The 24,584-nt window shown below is 67.4% G+C and carries 22 protein-coding genes and 1 pseudogene; 8 read left to right on the top strand and 15 right to left on the bottom strand.

All coding sequences use genetic code 11. The features are described from left to right. Positions 1-147: 147 nt before the first annotated feature. Positions 148-666: a nuclear transport factor 2 family protein gene (locus AC4BGC_RS07785; protein WP_490555053.1), complete on the top strand. Its 519-nt coding sequence runs from the start codon at positions 148-150 to the stop codon at positions 664-666. A gap of 199 nt (positions 667-865) precedes the next feature. On the opposite strand, the gene AC4BGC_RS07780 is transcribed toward AC4BGC_RS07785, so the two are convergent. The 14 genes and pseudogenes from AC4BGC_RS07780 to AC4BGC_RS07715 form a co-directional block, all read right to left on the bottom strand. Beyond that, positions 866-1,321, bottom strand: coding sequence for an IclR family transcriptional regulator (locus AC4BGC_RS07780; RefSeq protein ID WP_490555746.1), 456 nt, complete (start codon positions 1,319-1,321; stop codon positions 866-868). Between the two features lie 54 nt (positions 1,322-1,375). Beyond that, a pseudogene (locus tag AC4BGC_RS07775) lies at positions 1,376-1,558 on the bottom strand (helix-turn-helix domain-containing protein); the annotation flags it as partial. A 35-nt stretch (positions 1,559-1,593) separates the two neighbouring features. Beyond that, positions 1,594-3,195, bottom strand: coding sequence for an FAD-dependent oxidoreductase (locus tag AC4BGC_RS07770; RefSeq protein ID WP_490555052.1), 1,602 nt, complete (start codon positions 3,193-3,195; stop codon positions 1,594-1,596). After that, positions 3,195-4,832 carry a bifunctional 3-(3-hydroxy-phenyl)propionate/3-hydroxycinnamic acid hydroxylase gene (locus AC4BGC_RS07765; protein ID WP_490555051.1) on the bottom strand — a complete coding sequence of 546 codons (1,638 nt, stop codon included), beginning with the start codon at positions 4,830-4,832 and terminating at the stop codon, positions 3,195-3,197. The genes AC4BGC_RS07770 and AC4BGC_RS07765 overlap by 1 nt, the downstream gene beginning before the upstream one ends. Before the next feature lie 26 nt (positions 4,833-4,858). Further along, positions 4,859-5,716 carry an alpha/beta fold hydrolase gene (locus AC4BGC_RS07760; protein ID WP_490555050.1) on the bottom strand — a complete coding sequence of 286 codons (858 nt, stop codon included), beginning with the start codon at positions 5,714-5,716 and terminating at the stop codon, positions 4,859-4,861. Continuing rightward, positions 5,713-6,669, bottom strand: a complete 957-nt coding sequence (locus AC4BGC_RS07755; protein WP_490555049.1) for a 3-carboxyethylcatechol 2,3-dioxygenase — start codon at positions 6,667-6,669, stop codon at positions 5,713-5,715. The genes AC4BGC_RS07760 and AC4BGC_RS07755 overlap by 4 nt, the downstream gene beginning before the upstream one ends. A gap of 13 nt (positions 6,670-6,682) precedes the next feature. Continuing rightward, the gene (locus AC4BGC_RS07750) at positions 6,683-7,468 is read right to left on the bottom strand and encodes an ABC transporter ATP-binding protein (RefSeq protein WP_490555048.1); all 786 of its coding nucleotides are present in this window, start codon (positions 7,466-7,468) and stop codon (positions 6,683-6,685) included. Position 7,469: 1 nt separating this feature from the next. Further along, positions 7,470-8,720, bottom strand: coding sequence for an ABC transporter substrate-binding protein (locus tag AC4BGC_RS07745; protein WP_490555047.1), 1,251 nt, complete (start codon positions 8,718-8,720; stop codon positions 7,470-7,472). Next, a complete protein-coding gene (locus AC4BGC_RS07740; RefSeq protein ID WP_490555046.1) occupies positions 8,717-9,787 on the bottom strand; it encodes a branched-chain amino acid ABC transporter permease in 1,071 nt (356 codons plus the stop codon). The genes AC4BGC_RS07745 and AC4BGC_RS07740 overlap by 4 nt, the downstream gene beginning before the upstream one ends. Before the next feature lie 19 nt (positions 9,788-9,806). Then, positions 9,807-10,697, bottom strand: coding sequence for a branched-chain amino acid ABC transporter permease (locus AC4BGC_RS07735; RefSeq protein ID WP_490555045.1), 891 nt, complete (start codon positions 10,695-10,697; stop codon positions 9,807-9,809). A gap of 4 nt (positions 10,698-10,701) precedes the next feature. Then, a complete protein-coding gene (locus AC4BGC_RS07730; RefSeq protein WP_490555044.1) occupies positions 10,702-11,481 on the bottom strand; it encodes an ABC transporter ATP-binding protein in 780 nt (259 codons plus the stop codon). Between the two features lie 306 nt (positions 11,482-11,787). Continuing rightward, the gene (gene dmpG / locus AC4BGC_RS07725) at positions 11,788-12,861 is read right to left on the bottom strand and encodes a 4-hydroxy-2-oxovalerate aldolase (protein WP_490555043.1); all 1,074 of its coding nucleotides are present in this window, start codon (positions 12,859-12,861) and stop codon (positions 11,788-11,790) included. Beyond that, entirely contained in the window at positions 12,858-13,799 is a 942-nt protein-coding gene (locus AC4BGC_RS07720; RefSeq protein ID WP_490544440.1) for an acetaldehyde dehydrogenase (acetylating), read from the bottom strand. Before AC4BGC_RS07720 ends, dmpG begins: the two co-directional genes overlap by 4 nt. 1 nt (position 13,800) lies before the next feature. After that, a complete protein-coding gene (locus AC4BGC_RS07715) occupies positions 13,801-14,598 on the bottom strand; it encodes a 2-keto-4-pentenoate hydratase (protein ID WP_490555042.1) in 798 nt (265 codons plus the stop codon). 34 nt (positions 14,599-14,632) lie between these two features. On the opposite strand from AC4BGC_RS07715, the gene kstD reads away from it, so the two are divergent. Further along, positions 14,633-16,351 carry a 3-oxosteroid 1-dehydrogenase gene (kstD, locus tag AC4BGC_RS07710; RefSeq protein WP_490555041.1) on the top strand — a complete coding sequence of 573 codons (1,719 nt, stop codon included), beginning with the start codon at positions 14,633-14,635 and terminating at the stop codon, positions 16,349-16,351. Beyond that, positions 16,351-17,238 (top strand): MaoC/PaaZ C-terminal domain-containing protein, encoded by an 888-nt coding sequence (locus tag AC4BGC_RS07705; protein WP_490555040.1) that lies wholly within the window; start codon positions 16,351-16,353, stop codon positions 17,236-17,238. The genes kstD and AC4BGC_RS07705 overlap by 1 nt, the downstream gene beginning before the upstream one ends. On the opposite strand, the gene AC4BGC_RS07700 is transcribed toward AC4BGC_RS07705, so the two are convergent. Continuing rightward, complete coding sequence (locus tag AC4BGC_RS07700; protein ID WP_490555039.1) at positions 17,235-18,032, bottom strand: IclR family transcriptional regulator; 798 nt, start codon at positions 18,030-18,032, stop codon at positions 17,235-17,237. The two genes, AC4BGC_RS07705 and AC4BGC_RS07700, sit on opposite strands and share 4 nt — an antisense overlap. A gap of 133 nt (positions 18,033-18,165) precedes the next feature. Between AC4BGC_RS07700 and AC4BGC_RS07695 the strand changes: the two genes are divergently transcribed. Genes AC4BGC_RS07695 through AC4BGC_RS07675 form a run of 5 tightly spaced genes read left to right on the top strand, consistent with a single transcriptional unit; the run spans position 18,166 to position 24,576 of the window. Continuing rightward, positions 18,166-19,740: an ABC transporter substrate-binding protein gene (locus AC4BGC_RS07695; protein ID WP_490544448.1), complete on the top strand. Its 1,575-nt coding sequence runs from the start codon at positions 18,166-18,168 to the stop codon at positions 19,738-19,740. A gap of 3 nt (positions 19,741-19,743) precedes the next feature. After that, positions 19,744-20,778 carry an ABC transporter permease gene (locus tag AC4BGC_RS07690; protein ID WP_490555038.1) on the top strand — a complete coding sequence of 345 codons (1,035 nt, stop codon included), beginning with the start codon at positions 19,744-19,746 and terminating at the stop codon, positions 20,776-20,778. Further along, positions 20,775-21,641, top strand: a complete 867-nt coding sequence (locus AC4BGC_RS07685) for an ABC transporter permease (protein ID WP_490555037.1) — start codon at positions 20,775-20,777, stop codon at positions 21,639-21,641. The genes AC4BGC_RS07690 and AC4BGC_RS07685 overlap by 4 nt, the downstream gene beginning before the upstream one ends. Then, positions 21,641-23,446 (top strand): ABC transporter ATP-binding protein, encoded by a 1,806-nt coding sequence (locus AC4BGC_RS07680; RefSeq protein WP_490555036.1) that lies wholly within the window; start codon positions 21,641-21,643, stop codon positions 23,444-23,446. Before AC4BGC_RS07685 ends, AC4BGC_RS07680 begins: the two co-directional genes overlap by 1 nt. After that, a complete protein-coding gene (locus AC4BGC_RS07675) occupies positions 23,446-24,576 on the top strand; it encodes a serine hydrolase domain-containing protein (RefSeq protein ID WP_490555035.1) in 1,131 nt (376 codons plus the stop codon). The genes AC4BGC_RS07680 and AC4BGC_RS07675 overlap by 1 nt, the downstream gene beginning before the upstream one ends. Positions 24,577-24,584: the final 8 nt, after the last annotated feature.

Raw genomic sequence — 24,584 nt, 5'->3', positions numbered from 1 at the left:
ACGTTCTAGGTTGCAGTCCACGCGCAGGGCGCGCAGCGGTCATCGCATTTTTCGAGACTGGTCATGCACCCTGCGTTCCGCCACTGTTTCGGGCGGGTCACGGTGTCGGAGTATGCCGACGGTTCGGGTCCTGGCAGAGGAGCTGCCATGAACGAGGACCGGCTCGCGACCGTGGAAGAGCGCCTCTCCCGTCTCGAGGACGAGCTGTCGATCACCCGGTTGATCGCCGGCTACGGCCCGTTCGTCGACGCCGGGGCCGCGGACGAGGTGGCGCAGCTGTGGACCGAGGAGGGCAGCTATGAGGTCGAGGGCTGGCACATGTCCGGTCGCGAGGACATCCGCGCCATGGTGGGCTCCGACGCGCACCAGCGGCTGATCAACGGCGGGGCGTGCCACTTCCTCGGCCCGGCCCGGGTCACGCTGGCCGGGGACACCGCGGTCGCGGTCTGCGCCTCACTGCTGGTGGTGCACCGGGACGGGCGCTTCCACATCTGGCGTGCCGGCGCCAACCACTTCGAGCTGCGCCGGGTGGGCGCGGGCTGGGCCGCGGTCCGCCGGGGCACCCGGGCGCTCGACGGCTCGCCCGAGGCCCGTGCCCTGCTCCGCGACGGTGCGGCCGGACGTGGGCTCGGCGACGGCCCCGAGAGCCCCAGACCAACGGAATGAGCCCGTCTCTAGACGATCTCGTCCCTCATACCCCACACCCGGCCCTCAGGAACACGAACTTCGCCCGCCTCGCCTCGGCGATATTGATCAGCTCCTGCTCAGGCGTCTGGGAGAAGGGGTCACGAACTGATCCAACTGGGCCAGTGCACCCCGAGGAGTCGCGACCCCGTCGCCGATGGTGAATGCCCGTCACCCACGATCACAACAGTGCTGCGACGTCCGCGGCTGCTTGTTTCAATCTCTCCTTTCCTGCCTCGGCCAGGTCGCGGCGGTGAGTGATCAGGTTCAGGCACATGGGCAGCGGCGTGCCCGATGCATCAATGGGGACAGCCAAACCGTAGACACCCTGCTCGACCTCTCCGAAGGTGAGCGAGAACCCCTGCCCGCGGGCCGCGGCCACTGCCTCAGGGTCGGTGGGACTAGGCGGTCGGATGGATGCCAGCGCGTGGCCGGCCGCGCCACGGTCCAGCTCATGTCGGCTTCCCTCCTGAAAGGAGAGCTGGAACTGTGCGGTGCTGGACTGGATCACTAGCAGAGCGACAGCTTCATGACCCTCCTCTGCCAGCAGCGCGATAGTGCATCCCAACTCTTGAGCAGCTTCACGCAGTACCGGTTCGACCGTCGAGCGCAGGGAGGCCTGGTAGTTGTTAGCCACCCGCAGCACCTGACCGCCCAGGCGGTAGCGCCCATCGCGTCCGCGCACTGCATACCCCAGCTCTCCTAGCGCCATAAGGAGGCGGTACCCAACCGAGCGATGAACTCCCAGCACGTCGGAGAGGTCCTGCACTGTCAGTCCATGAGGGGAGTCTGCGAGACGCTCCAGGGCCGTCAGTCCGCGGGTCAGAGTTTGGGCGCCATGTGGGCCCGTGGCTCCAGCGGTCTTGCTCGCCACAACGCATCTACCCCCGGTGTCCGCGGTGAAAGGAGTCAGCGCTTCGCCAGACTCCCACCCGCAAGGTACCCGTTGGTGATGATCGGCCCCAAAGTTGCGCCTGCACCCGGATAGCCTTGACCAGTCGGCGACGCAGCGCAGTTGCCAACTGCGAAGAGTCCAGGGATGACTTCGCCAGATACGTGGAGCACCTCACCGGTAGCAGACGTGCGCGGGCCTCCCTTGGTGTCCAAGGTCCCCATGCCGAGGATGGTCGCGTAATACGGGCCCTCCTCTGTGAGACCGCGCAGCAGTGGATTGGGTCCATCGCCATCGCCGAAACGAGCGCTGACGTAGCGTTCGAAGGGAGTCTCACCCCGTTGGAACTGCGCATCCTTCCCCTTCTCGGCGTACTCCCGGACGTTCTCGACGGTGGCGAGCAGATTCCCGAGGAAGTCCTCGTGGAGGCGGCCCCTACCGACGATGTGTTCAACCGATGCCAGCGCCTCACCGATGCCTTGGGCGAGATCTTCGAGAGTGGCCCCGCGGACCACCCAGTCGGCGGCTGTATCCGGATGGGCAATCGGGTTGCCAAGCGCGTCAATCCCCCACTTCAGTGCGTCGTGGGTATCCCAGATGGCTATCAGGGGAGAGTTCACGTACTCCAACGAGGACTCGTCCCAAGTGGAGAAGACCCTCGCCCGCTCGTTGTACGGCGCCTTTTCGTTGACCACGCGGTGACCGCGCCTATTGACCATCACCATTGCATCGCCCAAGACATAGAAGGCGCTGAACGCGTTCTCTGGGTCGGCCGCAAGCCGGGCAACCACCCCTGGCGCCAACCACGCTTCCTGCATGCACGCGAGCTCTGCACCCTGTGACATGGCTATCTTGACGAAGTCACCGGTGTTCGTCGGCGCTGCACACGAGGTGACGACGGGGGCTCCGAGGAACTGCAGACGTAAGTCTGAGTTCTGACTGAATCCACCTGAGGCAAACACCACTCCCACGTCCGCTAGCGCCCGATGGGGCGAACCGTCGAGAAGATAGTCGACGCCGACAACCCGTCCATCCTCAGTCACCACGTCGGTGACAGTGGCACCAGTGCGGATCTCCGCTCCGTGCGTCCGGGCCGTGTCGGCCAGCCCATCGACGAGTTCCTGGCCACCGCTCTTGCCACCCATCGCCGACGCCGGGTACAGCGTCCGGCCTCGGGGGCAAGCGTTCTCCGGGAGATGCGCCAAGTAGTCAACCACCCCGAGCCCTACCGGCGGAGCCAGGCTCAGAGCACCCATGTCTTCCAATGCCTCATGGGCAATTGCCGCGTTGTCAATGAAGCAGGCCAGGCCGTCGTGCTCCCATTGGGGTAGCCCGAGGTGGGGGGCGTCGGGGTTGTAGAGCGTCGGCCGCGCGAGCCGGGCCAGGTAGCGCAGACAATCCTCTCGAGGATCATCCAGCCCCTCCTCGCGCAGGAAGCGGTTGTTTGGGAGCCAAACTGCGCCGATCGACTTGCGCGTGGTGCCCCCTATGCGCTCCGCTTTCTCAAGGACCAGCACTGATCGACCACCCTGAGCAGCGGTAGCAGCTGCAGTCAGACCACCAGCGCCTGAACCCACCACGACGACGTCGTGTTCAGTGATCTGATCGAGCGGGATCATCAGAAGCCTCTTCTCGGTCGCAGAGCTGCAGGAACAGCCTCGTGATCGGCCGGAAAGACCCGAGTCACCCGTGCCACCGCCGCAGTGAGCTTTCCCGATTCCTGCGCGAGCCCAGCCGCCGCCACAATCCGATCTGGGCGCAGGACGACCACGCCCACTGGATGTTGGTCGAACCAACGTTTCACGTCACCGTCAACGTCACCGAGCACAACTCCGTGCGCCTCCTCCTCCGCCGACGAATGCCAATGGAGCTGCGACATCGGACGCACCTCCAGCACGCGTGCGCCCAGTCGGCTCAATGTCTCCCGCGCCCGCTCGTCGAAAACTCGCTCCAGGGGGTTGCACCAGACGATGGCCGCGAACCAGCCACCGATGGCTTCGTCCAGCTGGATCATCAAGCCCTCGCGAGTGACGAGACGGGGTTGCGGGAACATCCTTCCGACGGGTGAGTCCTTGGCGGGCGGGGCCTGTAGGTGCGCGACAGCGCCTGACTCGTAACGAGGCATCGGTTTGAACCGCATCTCGGTCAAGTACTTCTTGGCAGCGGGCATGGTGTTGAGCGCTAGGAAGATCGAGTCACGGAACAGTGCCACCGAGCGTCTGGTTGGCGAGATCACGCGGCCCACCAAGAGCGACAACCTCACCATCTGTGTCGCATGGGGACGGCGTTCGACGTCGTAGGTGTCCAGCAGCGACGCGTCGCTTTGTCCCCTGAGGACAGCAGCAAGCTTCCACGCCAGGTTCGCTGCATCCCGGATTCCTGAGTTGTACCCCTGGCCCTGCCAGACCGGCATCAGGTGGGCCGCATCGCCGATCAGGAAGGCTCGCCCGCTGCTAAACCGGCTCGCCACCCGGGCATGGTGGGTATAGACCCGAGACCTGATGACGTCGAGGCCTCGAGAATCGGGGACAAAAGGGGCGAGCAGTTCGCTCAAGCGGTCCGGATCATCCACCAACTGCTGGTCCTCCCCCGCGTGCATCATCAGCTCTAGTCGGCGGACGCCGTGCGGCAGCTGGATGGATACGTAGGGGCGCCGAGGATCACAGCCCACGTAGAGATTGGGGGTACCGATTGGATCACCGGCCAGGTCGACCACGAGCCACCGCGTTGCTTCGGTTTCGCCGTCGAAGCCGATGCCTAGCGCCTTCCGAACCGAGGACCTCCCACCATCGGCCCCGACAAGGAAATCGCCTGTCCAGGTGCGGATGCCATCTGGTCCTGTGGACCTGACAGAGACCTGTTCGTGGAGGTCTTCCAAAGTCGTGACGGTCTCACCGAAGTGCACTCGGACGTGGGGGAAGCGATCCAGGGCGCGCAGGAGCTCATCATCCACCAGGGGTTGGATAAAGGAGTTTCGACGCGACCACCCATAGGGGCCCATGCCGGGCGCAATCTCCGCGATGAGCTTTCCATTGGCCCCGAGAAAGCGCATGGCGTGGTCCGGCCCAGTGTGCTCAAGCACGACATCTGCCACACCGGCCGACTGGAATACGCGCATGCTCTCGTCATCCAGGCCGACAGCGCGTGGGTAGTCCAGCAGCGCCGGGGCGGCTTCCAACACGTCCACCGAGATCCCGTAGCCACCCAGGAGGTTCGCGAGGGTAAGACCCGCAGGGCCGGCGCCGACGATCACCACCGACCTGATTGGAGCCGAAGCGCGGGTCACGCGTCCTTCCCGTCAAGGAAGCCGAGAACCAGGGCGTTGAATCGCTCAGGCTGTTCCCACTGAGGCCAGTGTCCGGCCGCCTCGATCAGCTCGAACCGGCCCCCTGGAATCATCGAGGCCATGTGTAGGCCAGCGGCCGCAGGGCCGGAGGGGTCCGCGCTCGTCCACACCACCAACGTGGGGTGTACGAGCGCAGCCAGTTCGGCGTCGGTGATGCGATTGGACTCACGGATCTCCGGGTCCTGAAGGCACAGGATGTGGCGCATCGATCGGTCGAACCCCGATCGTGAGTAGATGCGCCTCCGCACGTCGACCAATTCGTCGGTCACCGAGGAGGGATCGGCCATGAGCCACTCAAGCCGGGCCCGGATGCGCACGGGACTGGGGTCGTCCGCCGCTTGTTGGGATAGCGACCGGATGCGCTCCATCACCTCGGGGTTCGCCATCGTCCCCCCCGGTGTGTTCAGGACCAGCCGACGAACCCGTTCCGGGTGTGCAGCGGCGTACTTGACGGCAACCCACCCCCCAAGGGACTCACCCGCGATGTCGACTTGCTCGACGTCCAGATGCTCGACAAGAGAGTGCAGATGGGCGACGTAGTGCTCGAGTTGCAAGTCTTGCGTGGCCAGAGAGGTGAAGCCATGCCCCGGATAGTCGTAGGCCACGACCTTCCGGTTCTCTGCGAGTGCCCCGATGTTGCGTGAGTAAGCCTCCAGGTGACCGCCCGTGCCAGGCAGTAGGAGCAGCGGAACACCGCCCTTGCCGGCCTGAAGAAGCCGCGTGTCCCAACCACCGATCACCACATGGCGAACCGTGTGGTCGGTACCCAAGAGCTCCGTCCAGATTGACGTCATTTGGGGCCCGCTTCTTCATCGGGAACAGCGAAGGTAACGGCGTAGCCAGCGAACCATTCGCGGATCGGTTGGTAGTGACGGTGTGTAAGCGAGTAGGGCCCCCGTGTTCCCAGGGCGGCGTAGGCGGCCAACCACGTGCGCACTTCATGGGCAGAGTGACCGGCTTGTTCGATGTACCACGAGGCCGGCTGTGCTGCGTAGGACTCCAGGTCTGCCGACGCACAGGCGTCCAGGAACTGCCTGTCCCACACAGGGTTCAGGTCCTGGCACCCACCTTCTCCATCGGCGAACGAGCGCGCGGCCGCGATGGTTCTCGACTCTCTCACCTGACGCTCGGCAGGGCTCACCTCCCGACGTTGCGTGATCCGCTCGGCCACCTCCGGTGGGGCTCCGAGCAGCCGCGGGACTGGCGGATCGTGCGAGAGCCCACCACTAGCTAGGAAGAGGATTCTGCGGTCATCATCCGCGAGCGCCTCGGCCACTGCTACACCGAGCGAAACGCTTCTTCTAGCAGGCCCCAACGGCTCGGCCACGCAGTTGATGAACACAGGTAGGACGGGCACGGCATCGATCGAGCCGAACAACAGCATGAGCGGTTGAACGAGGCCATGGTCGACTCGCATGCGTTCTGAGCACGCGACGTCGATCCCACCGTTCAGGACGTGCTCAGTCACTCTGCGGGCCGTTGCCGTCTCGACATCGAGCAGACCACTGGGTAGTCCGTAGTCCCCGATCGATTCTGCTGTGGTGCCGATACAGAACGGGGGCATCACGTCGTAGAGAAACCCGTTGTAGTGATCAGGGGCGAAGGCCACGACTAGATCCGGCGCGAACTCCGCCACGAGCTCTCGAGCGCGTCCGATCGCTTCCTGCACCCCGGCGGCCACAGCCTGCGACGGATCCACCTTTCCCATGAGCGGACTGTGGGACATTGCACACAGGGCGACAGGCATCGGTGCCTCTTTCTCAGTTAGTCCACGGCGAAAGATTGCCGTGAGTGATGGTGGCGTGCTCGCCGGCGGAATCGGGTTCCGACCCCCCGCTCAGGTACAGATGACGCACCTGCTCCATGAGCTCCGGATCCTGTGGTTGTCCGCGCAGAGCCACCTTGCCTTGGTCCAGCACGTACACCGACGTGGCTATCGAAAGCGCCATGGTTGCGTTCTGCTCGACCAACACGACGGTCGTGCCCGACTGGTTGATTTGCTGGATCGTCTTGCCGATCTGGCCGATGATCTTGGGCGCTAGCCCTAGAGATGGCTCGTCGAGCATCAGCAATCGCGGCCGAGCCATCAGCGCTCTGCCGATGGCGAGCATCTGCTGCTCGCCCCCGCTCAGCTGACCAGCCGACTGGCGTCGTCTGTCGCCAAGCACGGGGAACAACTCGAAGACCTCCCCCATCGGGGACGACCTCCCGCTGTGCCCCGCGCCCACATGGCCCAGACGCAGGTTGTCCTCCACCGTCATTCTGGCGAAGATTCGGCGGCCCTCCGGGACGTGAGCAATACCTGCGGCAACCGTCTGGGCCTGCGAGAGCCCGAGCAAAGACCTTCCATCGAAGGAGATGCCGCCCTTGGCGGAGCCACGGTGTCGAGGCAGGTTGCCGCTGATGGCGCGCAGCAGCGACGTCTTCCCGGCGCCGTTGCTGCCGAGGACGGCCACCGCCTCCGCCTGACCCGCATGCAGGTCGACGCCGCGCAACGCCACAACGGCTGCCCCATAGGTCAGGTGAAGAGCGGTGACCTCCAGCATGTCAGTCAGACTCGCCCATCAACTTCTTGGCGAACTCCGAGGCATAGGGGCCCTCGATCATCTTCAGCCCACCCGGTACCTCAGCGGCACGGGTCACGAACTCCTCGGCTGTCACTGGGACACCGGAGCTGCTGAGGTCCAGGGTGGGGGTCACACCGTCCGTCTCGAACGTGTCGATCTCTCCACGCGCCTCCATCACACCTTTGGGTGTCAAGTCGCCGTTTTCACAGGCCTTCTCCAGGACCGCATCCATGGCCAGGGCCTCTGAGTAGGCCAAGATGATCTGGAGGCTCGGGTCCTCGCCCGCGTACTTGCCGATGTACGCCTTTCGGAATTCCGCGGCCTTCGGGTTCTCGAAGCCCGAGACGGGGAACGTCGTGTACATCCGCTCCGTCAGGGCCTTGGCTGCAGGCGTGTCCAGCAGCCCCGCGGTCCAGGCTGGCGTGCTCGCTACGATCGGCACGTCGAGACCCTCGCTCTCGGCACCGAGTGCGATCGAGGCAAGTTGCGGCGGTGAGGTCGAGGCGACGATCACCCGGACGCCCTTGCTCGCCATCGTGGTCATGGCAGCAGTGAGGTCAGTGGCCGTGGCTGCAATCCGCGACTCCACCAACGGCATCTTGTGCGCCGAGGCAAACTTCTTGACTCCTTCCAGGACGCCCTCGCCATACGACCCCTCGAGGTAGATGTGCCCGACAGCATCGCCCTCGGACAACTTGCCTTCCTCCAGGAGGTAGCCCAGCCCGTTGGCGGCCTCCACTGCAAAGGTCGTCCCGGTCATCAGGACGTTCGGGTGCTTCAACACCTCTGCACCCTGGCCGTGCAGAATCGCCAGCTGGTCATCAGTTTTGAGGCGATCGGCTATCGCCAAGACCGGCGCCGTTCCGAGGACGTTCTGAAAGGCCAGGACCTCACGACTCATTGTGCTGTGCAAGGACGTGGTCTGCTGGACGTTGTATGCGTTGTCCTTGGTCACGACCTTCACGTCGTAGGTGTCGCACACTCCCCCATCCGCGTTGCGCTGCTGCCAGTAGAGATCCAGGGACTGCTGAACTTCCTTGCCAATCGGAGCGAATGGCCCTGACAGATCTGTCAGAACCCCGAGGCTGATGGTCTTGCCGTCCACACCGACGCCGGTCTTCACCCCCGAGTCGCCCGCCTCAGTGTTGGAATCGTCTGCCTTCGTTCCACAGCCGGTAGCTGCCAGCAGCACAACAGCGAGAGCAGCGGGTAGGTGTTTGCGCGGGTTCATACCTCGGGCCTTTCGATAGGTGGTTGTGCAGATTGATGAACCGAGATCTTCCGTCCGGCGAGCTGCGGAAGTGGTACACGCCGGACAAGCGAGATGAGCCCCCTGGGCTCCACCAAGAGGACCAACACCAACGCGAAGCCGTACACATATCTAGCGATCGCTGGTGCGGAAACCTCGTGGGCGAATACGTCGAAGGACACAGACGAACGGACCAGAAGCAATGGCAGCGAGGTGACAAACAGCGCGCCCAGGATCGAGCCGCCCACGGACGAGAGTCCACCGACGACAATCATCACGAGATATTGAATCGAGACATCAAGGGCGAACGACACTGGCGCCACACTGCCGATGAGTAAGGCGTACAACACACCCGAGAGTCCTGCCAGCCCCGAGGAGATGACGAACGCCGTTCGTTTCCATCGACGAACGTCGACGCCGACAACCCCCGCGGAATGTGTCCGGTCTCGAATCAAACGCCAAGCCCGCCCGGTTCGCCCCTGCAGCAGATTGTGAACGATCAGGGCGCACACTCCCAGCACCACAAATCCGAGGTACCACAGGCGTTCGAATCGTTCGAAGGGAACACCGAGCACGACCAGGTCGGGCGAGTCCGCGAAATTCACCCCGGGCAGTGCGAAGTCGGGGACCGATCGACCCTCGAAACCGCCGGTGATCGAGGTCAGGGAGCCCAATAGGTGTTGACCCAGGAAGACCAGAGCAAGGCTGGCGATGCCGAGGTAGAGCCCGTTGAGCCGCTGCGCGACCGGGCTGAAGGCAAGCCCGAAACCGGCCGCGACGAAAACCGCGAGCACCCCGGCAAGGGAGGGAGGAAGGCCGAGCCCTTGAGGCCCATACGTGGGATCAGGGCTTCCAGCTGCCCAGCTGTAGGTGACGGCACCCACGGCGAGGAAGAACGCATGAGCCAAGCTGAGCTGACCCGTGGTCCCTGTCAACAGGTTCAGGCCCAGGGCGCCCACCGCTGCTCCACAAACTGCGAACCCAAGGCGCATCCAGAACTCGTCGAGATAGAGGGGCGCGATGAGGGTCGCGGTGACGCAAGCCGCCACGAGGAGAAGTCGGAGAGGCCTAGACACGGATAGTGCTCCGCTCTCCAAGGATGCCCTCGGGACGCCATGCCAATACCAGGATCAGGACCGCGTACGGAATGACCGTGCCAATTCCGCGCCCCATGAATTCGAGATGATCTTGGTAGCCCGTGACGAGAGTTTCGGACAGGCCGACGATCAGACCGCCTAGTAGCGCCCCGGGAATCGAGGTAAGCCCCCCGATGATCGCGGCTGGAAAGGCAGCGAGTGCGACGGTTCCCAGACTTGGGGAAAGACCTGGCGTGGGAGCGCCGGTGAGGAACAGCGCAGCGACCGCAGCGAGCACTCCAGCAGTTGCCCACGCGGCAAGCTGCACCTTCCAGAGCTGTAGGCCGACTATTTCGGCGGTCTCCGGATCCTCTGCCGCTGCGCGCATGCGCAGCCCCCACGATGTCTTCTTGAACGCTGCCAGAATCAGTCCGATCAGCACCCCGGAGACAATCAGGGCGAGCGCGCGATTCGTTGGCAACCCATACTCGCCTAGCTGAATGCTCTGAGACCCCCACGGGTGGCCCACATCACGGATCCCCGGGCCCATCAGATCGGTGAGCAGCGTGATCAAGACGATGTCGACACCGAGGGTGGCGATGGTCATGGGGACGGGTCCTGGGTGCTTGGCGAGTCCGAAGAGACCACGTTCCACGACCACGGCTGTCACTGCGGCGACCGTCACGCCCAAGGCGAGGGCGGGCCAGAACCCGATGGAGTCGTGCGTCCGCATGATGACGTAAGCGCCGATGACCACGATCGAACCATGCGCAAAGTTGAGAACCTCGCTGGCCTTGAAGACAATCACGAAACCCATCGCGACCAGGCTGTAGGTGATTCCCAGGGATAGGCCCGCCACTGTCAGGGATAGAAGTTGCTCCACGTGGTCACCCGACGCCGAGATATGCACGAGTGACCGCGGGATCACCCTGGACCTCGTCAGGACTCCCTGAGCAGAGCACGCTCCCGAAGTCCAGAACCGAAACCTGGTCGCTGATGCTCATCACCATCCCCATGTCGTGCTCGATCAACAACACGGTGAGACCGAGTTGCTCCCGCAGAGCCTGGATGGTCTTCCCCATTCGTTCAGTCTCGAGGTGATCCAGTCCGGCGGCTGGCTCGTCGAGCATCAAGAGCCGGGGCTCCATGCACAGTGCGCGTGCGATATCGACGCGCTTCTGGTCGCCGTACGGCAACTCGGCGACTCGGCGATCGAGCTTGTCCTCGAGTCCCATGAATCGCGCGATGTCCCGGACCCGGGCCTGGTGCCGAGCCGTCTCCCGGCGTGCGGACCGCAGTGAGAGAGCCTCAGCCAGAATCGAGTGCCGAAGCAACCGGTGACGCCCGAGCATGAGGGTGTCCAGCACCGTCTCGTCGCCAGTCTCGACGAGGTTCTGGAAGGACCGCGCCACGCCGCGTTCCGCGACCTGGTGGGGCTGCGCCCGGGTGATGTCGTGACCGTCGAGTGTAAGTCGACCCGTAGTGCACCTGTACAACCCCGAGACGACATTGAACAACGTGGACTTGCCGGCACCGTTCGGGCCGATCACCGCGTGGATCGAGGCGGGCGCCACGTCCAGAGAGACATCGTCAAGCACGCGGAGGGCGCCGAAGCTCACGCAAACGCGCTCAACGTGCAGCCCCGCACCTGCCAGTTCGGTGTTCACTATTTGCACGTCTCCGTTCGCATAGTGAGCATCGTTACACCGGGTGTGACGTACGTCAACCCCGAGGCCAGCTGAAATCGCCCCATTCCCGAGGCCCACGGATCCCGCACGCGGGACCAGGAGTGGCAGCGGCGGTGCGGCCGCGCAGGGTCAGCGGATGTCGTGCATGCTGCCTGAAGCGTCAGCCGCGAGACGCCTCCCAGACCCTGGCGAAACGCCTGGTGGCAAGACCGCTCAAGCACCGAGCAAAGGCCGCCCCCAGCGAACGGAGCCGGAGTTCCATCCAGCCCGCGCCGCGCGTCACCTTCAGCCGTTCGCGTCCTGCTTGCTGCGCAGCTCCAGGGCGATGTCGATCAACTGGTCCTCTTGGCCGCCGATGAGCTTGCGCTCGCCGGCGATCTGCAGGATCCGGGCGCCGGAGACTCCGTAGCGCTCGGCGGCGTTGCCGGCGTGCTTGAGGAACGAGGAGTAGACCCCGGCGTACCCCATCATCATCGTCATCCGGTCGAGGCGGCACTCATCGGGCATCGCCGGGCGCACGACGTCCTCGGAGGCGTCGATGATCTTCATGAAGTCCACCCCCGTGCGCCAGCCGAGCTTGTCGCAGATGCCGACGAAGGCGTCCAGCGGCGTGTTCCCCGCACCGGCCCCGAACCGGCGTACGGACCCGTCGATCTGGGTGGCACCGGCACGCACGGCCATCACGGTGTTGGCGGCGCCGAGGTCGAGGTTCTCGTGGCCGTGGAAGCCCACGGTGGCCTCGGAGCCGATCTCGGCGACGAGCGCCGAGACCCGGTCACTGACGCCCTCCATGATCAGGGCGCCGGCGGAGTCCACCACGTAGACGCACTGGCACCCGGCGTCGACCATGATCCGGGCCTGCTTGGCCAGCACCTCCGGCGGCTGGGTGTGGCTCATCATCAGGAACCCGACGGTCTCCAGGCCACGCTCGCGCGCCAGCGCGAAGTGCTGCTCGCTGGTGTCGGCCTCGGTGCAGTGCGTCGCGATCCGGCAGATCGAGCCGCCGTTGTCCTGTGCCTGCAGGATGTCGTCCTTGGTCCCGACCCCGGGCAGCATCAGGAACGCGATCTTGGCCCGCTTCGCCGTCTCCGCGGCGATCTTGATCAGCTCCTGCTCGGGGGTGCGGGAGAAGCCGTAGTTGAAGCTCGACCCGCCCAGCCCGTCGCCGTGGGTCACCTCGAGCACCGGCACCCCGGCCTCGTCGAGGGCCGCGATCACAGAGCGCACCTCCTCACCGGTGAACTGGTGGCGCTTGTGGTGCGACCCGTCGCGCAGGCAGGTGTCGGTCAGGCGGATGTCCAGGTCTTCGGACCAGGTGCGGTCCAGGACGTTGAGCTGGGGGTCTCCGGCGATGCTCATGACAGGTCCTCTCCGGGGGTCTCGACTGATCGCTCGCTGCTCGACCGCCGCTGGGCCATCCCTTCACCGGCGCGCGCGGCGGCGGCCGTCATGATGTCGAGGTTCCCCGAGTACGGCGGCAGGAAGTCACCGGCGCCCTCGACCTCGATGAAGATGCTCACCTTGGTCTGCCCACGCGTTGCGGTCGTGGGCGGATCGAACTGCGGGTCCTGGAGCAGCCGGTAGCCCGGCACGTAGTCCTGCACGGCCTCGACCATCCGGTGCACCGACTCCGAGATCGCGTCCTGCCCCTCGTCGTAGACCTCCGGGCCGACGGCGCAGAAGATCGTGTCGCGCATGATCATCGGGGGCTCGGCAGGGTTGAGGATGATGATCGCCTTGCCGTTCTCGGCGCCACCGATCGTGGAGACCCCGCTGGCGGTGGTGCGCGTGAACTCGTCGATGTTCTGCCGCGTCCCCGGGCCGGCGGAGAGCGAGGCGACCGAGGCGACGATCTCGGCGTAGGAGACCGGCGTCGCCCGCGACACCGCGGCGACCATCGGGATCGTGGCCTGCCCGCCGCAGGTGATCATGTTGACGTTGTCCTTGTCCGCGTGCTCGTCGCCGTTGACCGCGGGGATCACCGCGGGACCCACGGCCGCCGGGGTGAGGTCGACGGCGCGGATGCCGGCCTCGCGGTAGCGCGGGGCGTACTCGCGGTGGATGTAGGCGCTGGTCGCCTCGAAGATCAGGTCCGGCAGCTCGTCCTGCTTGAGCAGCCAGTCCACACCCTCGTGGCTCGCCACGAGCCCCTCGTCCCGGGCCCGCCCGAGCCCGGGACTGTCCGGGTCGACCCCGATCATCCAGCGCGGCTCGATCAGCTCACTGCGCAGCAGCTTGTACATCAGGTCCGTGCCGATGTTGCCCGGCCCCACGATGGCGGCGGTCAGCTTGGTCATCTCAGTCCTCTTGGTCGGTGAAGGTCAGGTGGACGGATCCGAAGTCGAGGAACTCGGCGACGAACTCATCACCGGGTCGTACGTCGATGGCCCGGTGCACCGAGCCGGGGAGGATCACGTGCCCGGCCTCGAGGGTGACCCCGAAGCCGGAGACCTTGTCGGCGAGCCAGGCGACCGCGGTGACGGGGTTCCCGAGCACCGCGTCGGAACGGCCCTCCGCGACCTTCTCGCCGTTGCGGGTCAGCACCGCGTCGATCGCCCGCAGGTCGATCGCGCGGGGGTCGACCCGCTCGGGTCCGAGCACGAACCCGGCGGAGGAGGCGTTGTCGGCGATGGTGTCGGCGATCTTGATGTTCCAGTCGGCGATCCGGCTGTCGATCAGCTCGATGGACGGTGCGACGTACTCCGTGCACCGGAGCACGTCTTCCTCGGTGCAGCCCGCCCCGGGGAGCGTCTCGCCGAGGATGAACGCCACCTCCACCTCCACGCGCGGGAAGCAGTAGCGCCCGGCTGGGACCGGCTCACCCTCGAACAGCTCCATGTCGGAGAGCAGGTGGCCGTAGTCCGGCTCGTCGACCGACATCATCTCCTGCATCGCCTTCGACGAGAGCCCCACCTTGTGGCCACGCACGGTGGCCCCGGCCCGGAGCCGGCGCCCGATCGTGTCGAGCTGGATCTCGTAGGCGTCGACGACGTCGATCCCGGGCCAGGTCTCGCGCAACGGGGCGATCGGGTGGCGGGCCGTCTCCGCGTCCCACAGGGCGTCGGCGACCGTGCGTCGTACGTCGTCGGAGAGCATGCCGCAACAATAGAACCTGTTACAGTTTTGCGCCATGAAGCCCCGTGACGAAGTCACCGACGGTTCCGTCTACGACGTGGTCGTGGTGGGTGCCGGCGGCGCCGGAATGACCGCCGCCCTGACAGCAGCCAGCCAAGGGCTGGACACCGTGCTGATCGAGAAGAGCAACTACTTCGGCGGGTCCACCGCCAGGTCCGGAGGAGGCGTCTGGATCCCGGGCAACTACGCCCTGCGGGAAGCCGGACAGGCCGACGACCTCAGCGAGTCCAAGCGCTACCTGGACGCGATCGTCGGGGACCGGGTGCCCAAGGTCCGTCGTGACACCTACGTCGACCGCGGCTCCGAGGTGATGGACTTCATCCGCGACCGGACGCCGGTGCGGTTCACCTGGGTCCCCGAGTACGCCGACTACCTGCCCGAGCAGCCCGGTGGACGCGCCCGTGGCCGCAGCGTCGAGCCGGTCCCGATGGACGCCCGCTTCCTCGGCGAGGAGCTCGAGCACCTGCACCCGCCGTACACCAAGGCCCCGGCCAACCTGATCGTCACCCAGGCCGACTTCCGCAAGATCAGCCTGGGCATGCGCACGATCCGGGGCCCGCTCACGATGATGCGGGTGGTGCTCAGCCGGATCATCAACAGCTTCCGCGGCCGCAAGATGTACGCGATGGGCAACGCGATCGCCATCGGGCTGCGCAAGGGTCTCCAGGACGCCGGCGTGCCGGTCCTCTACGAGACCGCCCTGACCGACCTCGTCGTCGAGGACGGCGCCGTGGTCGGCGTGCGCGTGGACCACGGCGGCGTCGTGCGCACGATCCGCGCCCGCCGCGGCGTGATCCTGGGCAGCGGCGGCTTCGAGCACAACCAGGAGCTGCGCGAGAAGCACCTGCCCCAGCCCACCCAGGCCGACTGGAGCACCGGCGCCCCGACGAACACCGGCGCCGGGCATCTCGCGGGCATCACCGCGGGCGCCTCCACCGACCTGATGGACGACGCCTGGTGGGGGCCGACGATCCCGCTCCCCCGCGGCCCGTGGTTCTGCCTCGCGGAGCGCAACCTGCCCGGGTCGATCATCGTGAACTCGGCGGGCAAGCGGTTCATGAACGAGGCGCTGCCCTACGTCGAGGCGACCCACGCGATCTACGCCGGCGAGGCGACCGGCGTCTCCCACGTCCCGGCCTGGATGGTGATCGACCAGCGCTACCGCAACCGCTACCTGTTCGCCGGGCTCTCCCCGCGGCAGCCGTTCCCCGGCCGCTGGTACAAGCACGGGACGATCAAGAAGGCCGACAGTCTCGAGGCCCTGGCCGCCGAGATCGACGTACCTGCCGACGCGCTGCGTGCGACCGTCGACCGGTTCAACGGGTTCGCACACACCGGTGTCGACGAGGACTTCCACCGCGGCGAGAGCGCCTACGACAAGTACTACTCCGACCCGACCGTGAAGCCGAACCCCTCACTGCACCGCATCGACCAGGGCCCGTTCTACGCCGTGAAGATCGTGCCCGGCGACCTCGGCACCAAGGGCGGCCTGGTCACCGACGAGCACGCCCGGGTGCTGCGCGCCGACGGCTCCGTCCTTCCCGGCCTGTACGCCGCCGGCAACGTCTCCTCGGCCGTGATGGGCAACACCTACCCCGGGCCGGGTGGCACCATCGGCCCCGCGCTCGTGTTCGGCTACCTGGCTGCGCTCGACCTCGCCGCCGCCCCCTACGCTGGGCAGCCCGTCAGACCCGTCGACAGCGAGGCCTCCTGATGCCCATCGACCCGCAGGTCGCCATCGGCGCCGTGCTGCCCGAGCGCACGTTCTCGTGGGACAGCTCGGACGTGCTGCTCTACCACCTCGCGATCGGCGCCGGCTCGCGGCCGGGCGACAACCTCGACCCCGCCGCACTGCGCTACACCCTCGACGACGAGCACCTGCAGGTGCTGCCCAGCTTCGGGATCGTGGCGCCGTCGTTCCACGAGACCGACCCGCCGCCACTGGACCTTCCCGGCTGCGACATCAACCTGGCCCAGGTGGTCCACGGCAGCCAGGAGATCGAGGTGGCAGGCCCCCTGCCCACCTCCGGGTCGGCCACCCTGCACACCCGGATCACCGACGTCTGGGACAAGGGCAAGGCCGCGGTGATCTGGCAGGAGGGCCGGGCGGTGGACGCCGGCGGGGACACCCTGTGGACGGTGCGCTCCTCGATCTTCGTCCGCGGTGAGGGCGGCTGGGGCGGCGACCGGGGCAGCTCCACCAAGGTGGAGATCCCCGATCGCGAGCCGGACTGCGACTCGTCGTACGCCGTCACGCCGCAGCAGGCCCTGCTCTACCGGCTCTGCGGCGACCGCAACCCGCTGCACTCCGACCCTGCCTTCGCGGAGTCGGCCGGGTTCCCCGCCCCGATCCTGCACGGCCTGTGCTCCTACGGCATCGTGCTGCGCACCGTGACCGACGAGCTCCTCGGAGGCGACGCCGGCCGGGTGCGCTCCTTCGCCGCGCGCTTCGCCGGCGTCGTCTTCCCCGGGGAGACGATCCGGGTGCGCGCCTGGCGCACCGAGGCGGGGCTCGTCGTCTCGGCCACGGTCAGCGGCGAGGGCGAGCGTGACGGTGCCCCGGTGCTGGCCGACTGCCTACTGACCACCGCAGCGGTCTAGTCCGCTCTGGCCGGCTTCCGGTCTTCTCCGGGAGCCCTGTCGAGGTCCCGCGCCGACGAGAGCCGCTGCGCCGCCCGCATCACCGAGCGCCCGAGGGCGGGCAGGTTCTCGTCGGAGATGCGGTCGCTGGGACCCCAGATGCTGAGGACCGCGAGCAGCCCACCCGAGGGGCCGAGCACCGGTGCCGAGACCCCCCACGCGGAGGCGTCGAACTCGCCACGACAGATGGCGTACCCCCGCTCGCGCGTGCAGGCGAGCTCCTCCTTCAGGGCGGCCCTGGTGGTGATCGTCGCATCGCTGTGCCGGCGCAACCGGGACGGCAGCAGCGCCTTCACGTCGTCGTCCCTCGACCAGGCGAGCAGTGCCTTCCCGGTGGAGGTGGAGTGCAGGCTCATGCTGCGTCCTGCCCAGCGCACCGCCACCACAGAGGCGGGAGCCACCTCGTCCACGCAGGAAAGGTCGCCGTCGCGCAGCACGGCGAGCGCCGCTGTCTCGCCGGTCTCCTCGGCCAGGTCCTCGAGCACACCGTGCGCGTGCCGCAGCACGGAGTCGCGCCCGGAGGTCTGCACGATCTCGACCAGCCCCGCACCGATCCGCCACCGATTGGTGGCGGCGTCGCAGCTCACCAGGCCGTGGCTCTCCAGTGTCGAGAGGATCCGCCAGGCCGTCGCGCGGTTGAGCCCGCACCTGTCCGCGAGGGCGACCGTCCCGGCTCCGAAGTCCGCCGTGTCAGCCACCGCCTGGAGCAGGTGCACCGCCCGGTCGACCGACTGCACCCGCGATGCGGGCGACACCGTCTCCCCCGGAGAAGCGGCACCGGAAGGCAACGATCGCTTTCGCAGAGATTCGGTCACGAAGCCATGTTGCCCTTGACCTTGCCTTGGAGCCAACCTAAGTTCTGTTCGGATTACAAACAGAGGAGTTCGGATGACGAACAACGCGGATGCCATGTCGGGACTCTCCAACCATTCCCGGCGCGACCTGTTTCGCTACACCGGACTCGCGGCAGCTGCCGTCGGCGGCGCCCAGCTCCTCACGGGCTGCGGCAGCGACGACGACAGCAGCGCGAAGAAGAAGACCGGCGGGATCCTGGTCCACGGCGCCACGGGCGGCAGCACCAAGGACACCCTCGACGCGCACGCCCCGGTGACCAACCCCGACATCGCCCGCGTCAGCAACCTGTTCGAGCCCCTCCTGTTCTGGGACAGCCAGTACAAGGTCTCCCCCGGCCTCGCCGAGGCCGTGACTCCTTCGGCCGACGCGATGACCTGGACCATCGAGCTGCGCGAGGGCGTGACGTTCCACAACGGCAAGGACCTCACCGCCGAGGACGTCCTGTTCTCCATCCAGCGGGTCGCCGACCCCAAGGCGCCCACCTCCGCCGGAGTGGCCCTGGCGCCGATCATCGACCTCGCCGCGACCAAGAAGCTCGACGACAAGACGATCGAGATCAAGCTCAAGTCGCCGTACGCCCTGCTCGACTACCTGCTCGCGGAGTACACCTTCGGCATCGTCCCCGAGGGCTACGACCCGTCCAAGCCCCTCGGCACCGGCCCCTTCGCCCACAAGTCGTTCACCCCCGGCAAGGACAGCGTCTTCACCAAGTACGCCGGCTACTGGGGCGACGCGGCACTGGTCGACGAGCTGCACATCCAGGACTTCTCCGACCCCAACGCACAGGTCAACGCCCTGCAGGCCGGACAGATCCAGACCATCGACAACCTGCCCTACAACCTGATCGACACCCTCAAGGGCCAGGGCGGCAAGATCCTCGAGTCCGACACCGGCGCCTGGGTCCCGTTCACGATGCGGGTCGACACCAAGCCGTTCTCCGACGTACGCGTGCGCCAGGCCCTGCGACTGATCTGCGACCGCCAGCAGATGATCGACCAGGCCCTGAGCGGCTACGGCAGCCTCGGCAACGACATGTACGCCCCCTTCGACCCGGCCTTCGCCAAGGACCTGCCGCAGCGCGAGCAGGACATCGACCAGGCCAAGTCGCTGCTGAAGGCTGCCGGCCAGGAGGGCCTGCAGATCCAGCTGTTCACCGGCGACGACATCGGCTCGGTGGCTCCCGCCTCGGCGAACCTGTTCAAGGAGCAGGCCAAGAAGGCCGGCGTCGACGTGAAGATCACCAAGAAGAACCCCTTCTACGGTGACGACTACCTCTCCTACCCGTTCGCGCAGGACTTCTGGAACACCCGCAACTACCTGCCGCAGGCAGCGGTGTGCGCCCTCAAGAGCGGCACGTACAACGAGACGCACTTCGACGACCCGAAGTTCGCCGGGCTGATCGCGGCCGCCCAGCGGGAGACCGACGAGGCCAAGCGCACCACCCTGCTCCAGGACGCGCAGGAGATCGAGTACAACACCGGCGGCTACATCATCTGGGGCTTCCGCCGACAGGTCGACGGCTACTCCAGCAAGGTCTCGGGCATCGAGCCGAGCAAGTACCTTCCGTTGGGGTCGTACAAGTTCCAGAACGCCTCCGTCTCGGCCTGAGTCGTGGCCGACGCAGCGACCCTGCCCGACGCCCTGGACGAGGTGGCACCGCCCAGGTCACGAAGCGGCGCGGTCGCCTGGGCCTCCTGGCTGGCGCGACGCGTCGGGCTGGCGCTGCTCACGCTGTGGCTGGTCTCGATTCTCGTCTTCATCGCGACCACCTCGCTGGGTGACCCGGTGCGGGCGATCCTGGGCCGGGAGTACAACTCCAACCCGGCCCGGGTCCAGCAGCTCACCGAGCAGCTCAACCTCGACGACTCGGTGTTCACGCGCTACTTCGACTGGCTCGGCGGTCTGCTCACCGGCGACCTCGGCACCTCGATCGCCAGCCAGCAACCGGTCAGCGAGATGATCAGCAGCAACGTCACGAACACCATGGTCCTGGTGCTGCTCTCGGCGCTGGTGATGATCCCGATCGCCTTCGGCATCGCGATGCTCTCGGCGAACTACCGCCGCCGCCGTCCGGACACGGTGATCCAGACGCTGCTGCTGGCGCTGGCCGCGCTCCCCGAGTTCGTGATCGGCATCCTGCTCGTCGCGTTCTTCTCCACCTCGGTGCTGCACCTGCTGCCGGCGGTGACGATCGTGAGCTCGGGCGGTCACCCCTGGGACGAGCCCAAGGGGATGATCCTCCCGGTGGCGACGCTGGTGCTGGCGGTGGCGCCGTACGTCTCGCGCATCATCCGCTCCACCCTCCTCGAGGTGCTGGACAGCGACTACGTGGAGCTGGCCCGGCTCAAGGGCATCCCCGAACGGGTGGTGATGCGCAAGCACGCGCTGCTCAACGCGATCGTCCCCGGCATCCAGGTGATCGCCCTCCAGCTGGCCTGGCTCGCAGGCGGCGTCGTGCTCGTGGAGACACTGTTCAACTACCCCGGCGTCGGCTTCCAGCTCGTCGACGCGGTCCGCAACCATGACATCCCGGTGGTCCAGGCGCTGAGCATGATCATCGCCGGCGTGTACGTCGTGGTGAACCTGATCGCCGACCTCCTCTCGATCCTGCTCACCCCGCGCGCACGGACGGCGATCTCCTCATGAGCACCTCAGCGGCCCCGCCCACCCCGGCCCCAGCCCCGGAGGAGCTCTCCACGTGGCGCAAGGCGCTGCAGCAGAAGCGCTTCCTCGCCGGCGGCCTCCTCACCGCCTTCGTCGCGCTGATCGCGGTGGCCGGGCCGTTCCTCGCGCCCCACGGCGAGAACGAGGTGGTCGGCCCGCCGTTCGCGTCCCAGGGCATCTTCGGGACCGACTACCTCGGTCAGGACGTGCTCACCCGCGTGCTGCACGGCGGCACCGAGATCCTCCTGATCGCGCTCGCAGGCACGGTGCTCAGCATGGTGCTCGGCACGCTGATCGGAGTCGTCGCGGCGTACGCCGGCGGCTGGTGGGACGAGGTGGTGATGCGGCTCAACGACGTGATGCTCGCGTTCCCCCAGATCCTGCTCGCCCTCGTCGTGCTCACGGCCGTCAACCAGCCCAAGGCCTGGATCATCATCGTGCTCGTCGGCGTCTCCAACGCGCCCCGCACCGCGCGGATCGCGCGCGGCGTCGCGCTCGGACTGGTCTCACGCGACTTCGTGCACGCCGCCGAGGCCCTCGGTGAGCGACGCACCCGCGTGGTGGTGGCCGAGGTGCTGCCCAACATGAACGCTCCCCTGCTGGCCGAGGCCGGTCTGCGGCTGACCTTCTCCATCGCCCTGGTGGCGTCCCTGGGCTTCCTCGGGTTCAACACCGACCCCGGCGGCGCCAACTGGGGCCAGATGATCTACGAGAACCGCCTGGGCCTGGCCACCCAGCCGTGGGGCGTGCTCGCCCCCGTGCTCGTCATCGGCCTGTTCACGATCGGCACCAACCTGATGGCCGACGGAATCGCGCAGCTGAGCCAGCGAGGAGGGGACGACTGATGACAGCGCCAGCCCGCGAACCGGACACTGCCCGGATCACGACGGGGATCTCAGTCCAGAACCTCCGGATCGGCCTCAGCGCGCGCCCGGGCGTCGATGTCGTCGACGACATCGACCTCGTGCTGCACCCTGGCGAGGTGGTCGGCCTCGTCGGTGAGTCCGGCAGCGGCAAGACCACCGTGGGCACCGCCCTGCTCGGGTACACCCGGCCGGGCGCGCAGATCGAGCAGGGCAAGGTGCTCTACCAGGACACCGACCTGCTCGCGATGACGTGGCAGGAGGTGCGGCAGCTGCGCGGCGAGGAGATCGCCTACGTCCCGCAGGACCCCGCCTCCGCGCTGAACCCCAGCATCCGCATCGGCAAGCAGATCGTCGAGCTGATGGAGCTGCGCGGTCTCGGCACCCCCGAGAGCCGGCTGCAAGGAGCGCGCGACGGACTGGCCGAGGTCGGCCTCCCGAACGACGACGAGTTCCTCCGCCGCTACGCCCACCAGCTCTCCGGCGGGCAGGTGCAGCGCGTCGCCCTGGCGATGGCGTTCCTGCCCAAGCCGAAGGTGCTCGTGCTCGACGAGCCCACGACCGGTCTCGACGTCACCACCCAGGGCATGGTGCTGCGGACGATGAGCGCGCTGTGCCGCTCCCACGGGGTGGCCGCGCTCTACGTCACCCACGACCTGGCGGTGATCGCCAACATCGCCGACCGGGTCGCGGTGATGTACGCCGGCCAGATCGCCGAGCTGGGCGAGCGCGACGTGATCTTCAACAACCCGGCGCACCCCTACACGCGCGCGCTGCTGGACTCGATCCCGCACCTGAGCCAGGCCCGTGCCCTCGCCGGGATCCCCGGCCGCACGCCCGCACCCGGTGCGCGGCCGTCGGGGTGCCGCTTCAACGACCGCTGCGAGTTCGCGATCGACCAGTGCCGCCAGGCTGTCCCCGAGCTGCGCGAGGTCGCCCCCGCCCACGAGGTGCGCTGCATCCGTGTGGGCGAGATCGGGACCTGGGACATCTCCCGGGGCGCGGTGCCCGACACCGACCCCGCGAAGCCCCGCGACATCATCTTGAACATCGAGGACCTGGGGATCTCCTACGGTCGCAAGCAGGTGGTCTTCGACGTCAGCTTCGACCTCGGCAGGGCCGAGGTGGTTGCGCTGGTCGGCGAGTCCGGGTCCGGCAAGACCACGATCTCGCGCTGCGTCGGCGGCCTGCACAAGGACTGGACCGGGAAGATCGAGTTCGAGGGCACCCAGCTCGGCCACGGCTCTCGCAAGCGCAGCGCGGCGGACCGCAAGCGGATCCAGTACATCTTCCAGAACCCCTACCTCTCCCTGAACCCGCGCCTGACGATCGAGCAGATCGTCAAGCGGCCGATGGAGCTGTTCGGCATCGCCTCCGGCAAGGCGGCGACCGAGCGCGTCGTCGAGCTGCTCGACCAGGTCGCGCTCGGGCCGGCCGTGCTGAAGTACCAGGCGAGCAGGCTCTCCGGCGGTGAGCGCCAGCGCGTCGCGATCGCCCGCGCTCTGGCAGCCGAGCCCGACGTCCTGGTCTGCGACGAGATCACCTCGGCCCTCGACGTGTCGGTGCAGGGCTCGATCGTCTCGCTGCTGGAGTCGCTGCGGGTCTCCCGCGGCATCAGCATGCTCTTCGTCACCCACAACCTCGCGCTGGTGCGCTCCATCGCCGACCGCGTGCAGATCCTGAACGCGGGACGGGTCGTGGAGTCCGGCTCCGTGGTCGAGGTGATGGACTCCCCGAAGCAGGAGTACACCCAGCGCTTGTTGGCGAACAGTCCGCGCATCGACTGATGTCAGCTGCTGCCCCGTCCCGGCTCTCGGGACTGCGGTTCGTCAACCCCCAGGACGGGTTCGGCTCCGCTCTCGGTCAGGAGTTCCGCACCATCGCCGCGGTCCCCGGCACTCCCCTGCCTGGGCAGCCGCAGCAGCTCGAGGTCGCCATCGCCGGGGCCGGGCGGATGTTCGACCTCGACGAGTGGAACGCCTTCACCCACGGCACCTCGCTCCTCGTCCTGCGCCGGGGCCGGGTGGTGCACGAGTGGTACGCCGACGGCCTCAGCGCCGACGACTGCTTCCTCGGCGCCTCGATGACCAAGTCGGCGCTGGCCCACCTCGTCGGGACCGCTGTCGCGTCGGGGTCGCTGGGCCCGGCCGACCGGGTCACCGACCACGTGCCCGAGCTGGCCGGCACCGGCTACGCGGCCTGCACCGTGCACGACCTGCTCACGATGACCTCGGGCGTCGACTGGGTCGAGGACCACCGCGACCCCGACGGCCCGGCCAGCCGGCTCACGGCGTGCTTCGCCGGCGACGGGGGCGACTCGCGTGCGCTGCTCTCGCAGATCGGCCCGCGCTCCGTGCCCGGCACGCGCTACGAGTACTGCACCGCCGACTCGCAGGTCCTCGACTGGGTCCGCGAACGGGCCACCGGGGCGGCGTACGACGTGGCGCTGGGTGAGCTCTGGCGGACCCTGGGCTGCACCGGCGACGCGTACGTCGGCGTCGACTCGGCCGGCACCCCGATGGCCGGCGGCGCCCTGGTCGCGACTGCCCGGGACTGGGCCCGGATCGGCCTGCTCCAGCTCGACGGCACCGTGGGCGAGGAGCGCCTGCTCGACGAGTCCTGGGTCGAGGAGAGCCTGCGGGCGGAGTACCCGTTCCTGGCGCCGGGCCGGCTGCCGAGCTCGATCACCACGCACGCCGGCTTCGGCCGGCACTGGTGGCCCACCGACGAGACCGGGCGACGCGGCACTGCTGACGGGAGCCGCGGCCAGTTCACCTACGTGGACCGCGACCTCGACGTGGTCGTGGTGAAGACCTCGCAGTGGCCCTACGAGGACTTCGTCTCCGACCGGCAGTTCCGCGACCTGAGCTATCTCGGGCTCGCCTCGGTGGCCCGGGCGGCCGCCGCCACCTCTTGACCCATGCA

It is taken from the genome of Nocardioides sp. Z38_18 (assembly GCF_058215695.1).
Note: the sequence above shows the minus strand (reverse complement) of the source record. Positions and strands in the feature narration are given on the sequence as shown.